This is a genomic window from Duganella hordei, from assembly GCF_040369125.1.
GTDB classification, from domain to species: domain Bacteria; phylum Pseudomonadota; class Gammaproteobacteria; order Burkholderiales; family Burkholderiaceae_D; genus Rugamonas; species Rugamonas hordei.
The window spans coordinates 1-5,106 of sequence record NZ_BPWI01000040.1 but is presented as its reverse complement, the minus strand read 5'-3'; the positions used below and the strand labels follow the sequence as shown (position 1 = coordinate 5,106).

The following is a 5,106-nucleotide window of genomic DNA, read 5'->3' as shown; positions in this document are numbered from 1 at the left end:
TAGCAAGTTGGTCCCACCCCTTCCCATCCCGAACAGGACCGTGAAACAACTCTGCGCCGATGATAGTGCTGCAACCAGTGTGAAAGTAGGTTATCGTCAGGCTAGTTATACCTAAAAACCCCCATCAGCCTGAGCGCGTTCAAGATCGCGTTCAGTGCAGGTGGGGGTTTTTTTCGTTTGAAAGCTGCTTCCGTTCGAGTGCATCTTGCGATATCTCGCGGTACAGCGCCAGCAAGCTGGTTTCTTCGTGATCCCAGCGGTATTTGCTTTCGATGGCACGCCTGCCGTTGGCGCCCATCTTTTTCGCCAGCGCCATATTGGACTGCAAGAAGTTGATCGCGCGTGCAATCTCACCCGGCCGATCCGGATCGACGCACAAGCCGCAATCGGCCGCTTCGACAATACTGCGCCACAGCGGAAAGTCGGAGGCGATCACCGGCAAACCTGCCGACATGTATTCGAACAATTTGATCGGCAGCGCGTTCATAAAGTTCGGCTCGGCACGCAGGGTGACCAGGCCGCAAAAGCTGCGCGCCATGATGTCTGCCACGTCCGTCCGGCCGACGAAACCGCATTCCTCCACTTGGCGCCAGCCCGGATACGCCGCAAGCTCGTCGCGCAGGGCGGCGGAGTCGAATCGTCCCGCCAGCAGCAGTTTGCAGGAGGACATGTCGAGCGCCTGGATAATTTGCCGGATGCCGCGCATTTCATTGATCGCACCCACATAGCAGACACTGTCGCGCGCGCTGTGCGCGACGGCAGGTGCGGTAGCCAATTCGCCGACCATTGGGTAGTTATGAATCACCGCCACGCGCTTGGCGCTGTGTTCGAACAATGCCCCGATATACGGCGTGGCCCCAACCACGGCGGCACAGCGCCGCGCCGCAAAGTGTTCGACGCCGCGCGCCACCGCGCCGATGGCATGGCGCAGTGGCAGAGGAATCCATTGCTTGGATTGGATGTCGGCGCTCAGATCCTCATGCAGGTCGAGGATGACCTGCTTGCCCTGTCTGGCCAGCAGCACGCCGTAGGGGATCAGCTCGGGATCGTGAATATGGTAAATCTGGGCATCGAGTTCCTTGGCGATCCTGTAAGTGCGCCAGGCCTGAAGCAGCATGCGCCGTACCCGCCCGCCGCCGTTGGCCGCCACCAGTCGATGCAGCGTGACGCCTGCGGCAGCCGCTTCCGCAACCTCGGCCGCGGTGGCATCGATGACCAGATGGACCTCATGGCCGGCGCGCGCCAGCGACACGCATTCCTTGCGATAGATGCGTATGTCCAGCCCGCGATGTACGGATGAGAAGTGACAGACTTTGCTCATGTCCATGCCTCCTGCCGGGATGCTTGCGGGGGCATCACCGCCGGTGTCCGCGTCGGCTTGACGAGCCAGGCCAGCAGCAAGGCTTCGTCGAGCAGATCCGGCGATTGCGACAACGCTGCATCGGACAGCAGCGCGTCGAGCTGCGCACCCGATTTCAGCGCGCCACCCAAGGCTGTCCGATGGTCGAAGATGCGCGCGCGCAAGCTGGCGCCGAGGCCCTGCGCGATCCAGTCCTGGGTCACGTCGAAACCGCGTTTTTTCCGGTTCAGCCGTATCAGGTCAGGGACCAGGTCGCTGGTGATGTGGCGTAAGGCCCACTTGCCAAAGCCATTGGCGATCTTGAGCCGGGCTGGCAGTGCCAGCGCAAATTCGACCAGCCGGTAATCGAGGAAGGGCAGGCGGCTCTCGACGCCATAGCCCATGGAGTTGCGGTCCTCGTAACGCAGCAAGGTGGGCAGGCTCCACTGCTGGATATCGGCGATCTGGCGATCGGACAGCGACAGGTCGGATTCGCCCCACAGGTTTTGCGTGTCCGCCTCCCAGGCGAGCAGGCTGAACGCCTTGCCTTTGCCATTGTAGCGGGCGAGATTTTGCATATACATGCGCGCCTGTCCGGCTTCGTGCACCAGCATCAGGGCCAGCGAGTAGAGCAGGCGCAGCGTGCCTTCCGGATCGCGCGCCACCAGCGCCGCGCGCAAGGCGATCGGCATAAATTTGCGGTAACCGGCAAAAATCTCGTCGCTGCCCTGGCCGCCGAGCAGCACCTTGAACCCGGCCGCGCTGGTGTCACGGAAGACGGCGTTTTGCGCGATCGGGCTGAGGCCGGAAAACGGCGCCTCCTGAAAGGCCATCGTGGTTTCAAGCATGTCGCACAGCTCGTGGCTGCTCCAGCGTGGCCAGACGAAGCTGACGTCGATGCCGGCAGTGTGCGACATGATGCGGGTGGCCGGGCCTTCGGACGTGGGGGCGGCGGGCGAGCCGAAGGAAAACGCCCGCAGCTGCGTCACCTGGCGCCGCGTGGCGCAGGCGATCGCCGTCGAGTCGAGGCCGCCGCTGAGCGATACGGCCAGCGGCACGTCGCTGCGCAACCTGAGGCTCACCGCGCTGTCGAAGCAGGCACGGCATTCGTCCATCAGCGCGGAATCGCCGAGGCAGGCCAGGGCGGTGCGCCGCGCGGCTACCGCCGTGGTCAGGCAGTACCATTTGCCTTCGCTTACGTCGATGCGCTCGGCGGATAGCTGGAACTTGACCCAGCAACCGGCCGGCACCGACTTGACCTGCTTGAACGACGAACCCGACTGTGCGGTTTCGTAGGCCTTGTAGCGCACGCCGCGGGCGCAATAGGCGGTGTCGATCTCGGCGCCCACTTGTTCGGCCACGCCAGCCGCCGACGAGCCAAAGGTCAACGCGCCGTCCGCGCGCCAGCCCCAAAGCAGCGGCTTGACGCCGAAGCGATCGCGCACCAGCCACAGTTCACCGCTTCGGTGGTTAAAGGCGGCGAAGACGAACATGCCGTTGAAGCGGCGCAGCGCATCCGTGCCCCATACGGCCCAGGCGCGCAGCAGCACCTCGGTATCGCTGCCGCCGGCAAATGAATGCCCTGCGCTGCGGAGTTCCTCGCGGATTTCGCGGTAGTTATAGATTTCTCCGTTGAAGACGATCCACCAGCCGCTGCCGGCGTCGGCCATCGGTTGTGCCCCCAGGGCCGAGAGTTCGATGATCGCCAGTCGGGTGTGGGCCAGTTGCACGTGGTGGCCGCCGAACGCGAACTGCTGGTCGCCACGCGCGTCCGGCCCGCGCCGGTCGATGAAACGGAAGGCGGCGGCCAAGGCGGCGCGCCTGCTTTCGGCTTCATCCTGGCTGATCAGTCCCCAAATGCCGCACATGATTGAGCGTCCCGATTCGTGATTGGTCCTTCGGATCGTAGCGGATCAAAATACGTGGAAGGCGATATCGATCAAGCGAGCGTGGATGGCGGGAGCGAAAGTGGACAGCGTTATCTAAGGCAATCTTGCCGTTTCCGCCGGCTGCACGGCCAGGTAGCGCCGCATGGCGCTGGCTTCTTCGCCGGGACTGCGGCCGAAGTAGCGCTTGAACTCGCGGCTGAATTGCGATGGGCTTTCATAGCCCACCTGGGCCGACGCCGCTTGCGCCGTCATGTCGCTGCGCGCCATCAGCAGCCGGGCCTGGTGCAGGCGGGCCGATTTCAGGTACTGGATCGGCGAGCACTGCGTCACCGATTTGAAATGAACATGGAAGGCCGGCACGCTCATGCTGGCCTCGGCCGCCAGCGTGCCGACATCGATGTCGGCCGCGTAGTCGGCGTGGATGCGGCGCAGCGCCTTGGCTATGCGGCCGAACTGGCCCTGGCTGGTCAGCGCCGCGCGCATTGCCGCACCTTGTTCTCCCATCAGCACACGGTAGCAGATTTCGCGCACGATGCCTGGTCCGAGCACGCGCGCCTCCAGCGGCGAGCTCAGCGCTTCAAGCAGGCGCAGCACGGTTTCGCTCAGTCGCTCATCCATGCGCGTGGTCATCATACCCTTGGGCATGGCTGGGGTGTCGTTCTGGGTCTGATCGATGGTGAACATCAGGTCAGCCAGCGTGGTGCGGTCGACCCGGATCGACAACCCAAGGAAGGGCTCTTCCTCGGTGGCGTCGGTGGTGCTGGTGAAGGGCATGGGGACGGCGACGACCAGATAGTGGTCCGCATCGAACTGCAGCACGTCGTTGCCGAAGTAGGCGCGCTTGCGTCCCTGCAGCACGATGGCGATGCAGGGATCGGACATGGCGGGGGTCTTGGTGGTGCTGCAATTGGAGCGGGTCAGGCGGACGTCGTCCAGTGCCGTCAGGGTATAACCCTCGTTTTGCGCCAGTTGTTGATGCAGGGCGATCATGCGTTCCACGCCGACTCCTTCGAAATTCGCTGATGAATAGGAATGATCCATGATTCCTCCGCTCATCGCCACCGCTGTCGTGCGGTTCTATAGGATTAGGCAATAAGTCCATAGTCATGTGCATTCGCAGCATTCGCCTGGGGCCGTAAGATGCAGTCTGGTGTTATTGCTTTGAAAGGACCGCATCATGACAGCAGCTACACAAACACATCGAAAGGTTATCCTGATTGCCGGCGCCTGCCGGGGAAGCGGTCCGGCAACGGCGCGCCAGCTGGCGGGCGAGGGGCATCACGTGGTGCTCGGTGCGCGCCGCTCCAACAAGTTGCACGCGCTGGTCACTGAGATCCGCAAGGCCGGAGGTTCTGCCGAATGGTATGCGCTGGACGTCACGCAGCCGGACGAGATGCGCGAGTTCCTGGCGTTCGCCGAAGACGTGCACAAGCGTGTGGATGCCATCATTCACAATGCCTAGGAAAGTCCTTGCCAATTCATGCGGGCCTTTGCTATAGTTCGCCTCCCCGCAAAACGGTGCGTGCAAATGCAGAGTGAAGCGGGGGAAAAAGAGGGTTGACGAGATATGCGAAACAGTTCATAATCTTGCCTCTTCGCTGATGAACACAACGCTTCTTCAGCAAGCAGTACCGAACAGAGTTCTTTAAAAATTAACAGTCGATAAGTGTGGACGTTTGATGGAAGTGCACACGGAACCTTCGGGTTTCGTGAAACTTAAAAAATATCAAATGTTCACAAGAAGTAATGAAATAGGCGCTATGAAAATAGTGGCCTGTCAGTATTTTGAGTGAGCGACCCGTCAGCAATGACGGTGCCATGAAAATGGCAAAGTAACAGAGATTAAACTGAAGAGTTTGATCCTGGCTCAGATTGAAC

The 5,106-nt window shown here is 61.7% G+C and carries 4 protein-coding genes and 1 rRNA gene; 2 read left to right on the top strand and 3 right to left on the bottom strand.

Going from position 1 to position 5,106, the window contains the following annotated elements; all coding sequences use genetic code 11:
- Positions 1-102: ribosomal RNA gene (gene rrf, locus ABWW33_RS32860) — 5S ribosomal RNA — on the top strand; the annotation flags it as partial.
- 49 nt (positions 103-151) lie between these two features.
- Here rrf and ABWW33_RS32855 read toward each other — a convergent pair.
- The 3 genes from ABWW33_RS32855 to ABWW33_RS32845 form a co-directional block, all read right to left on the bottom strand.
- Entirely contained in the window at positions 152-1,321 is a 1,170-nt protein-coding gene (locus tag ABWW33_RS32855; RefSeq protein ID WP_353405608.1) for a glycosyltransferase family 4 protein, read from the bottom strand.
- The gene (asnB, locus tag ABWW33_RS32850) at positions 1,318-3,207 is read right to left on the bottom strand and encodes an asparagine synthase (glutamine-hydrolyzing) (protein WP_353405607.1); all 1,890 of its coding nucleotides are present in this window, start codon (positions 3,205-3,207) and stop codon (positions 1,318-1,320) included. Before asnB ends, ABWW33_RS32855 begins: the two co-directional genes overlap by 4 nt.
- Positions 3,208-3,321: 114 nt before the next feature.
- The gene (locus tag ABWW33_RS32845; protein ID WP_176656079.1) at positions 3,322-4,218 is read right to left on the bottom strand and encodes an AraC family transcriptional regulator; all 897 of its coding nucleotides are present in this window, start codon (positions 4,216-4,218) and stop codon (positions 3,322-3,324) included.
- 187 nt (positions 4,219-4,405) lie between these two features.
- Here ABWW33_RS32845 and ABWW33_RS32840 point away from each other — a divergent pair, with 187 nt between their 5' ends.
- Positions 4,406-4,690: an SDR family NAD(P)-dependent oxidoreductase gene (locus tag ABWW33_RS32840; RefSeq protein WP_353405606.1), complete on the top strand. Its 285-nt coding sequence runs from the start codon at positions 4,406-4,408 to the stop codon at positions 4,688-4,690.
- The last annotated feature ends 416 nt before the right edge of the window (positions 4,691-5,106 follow it).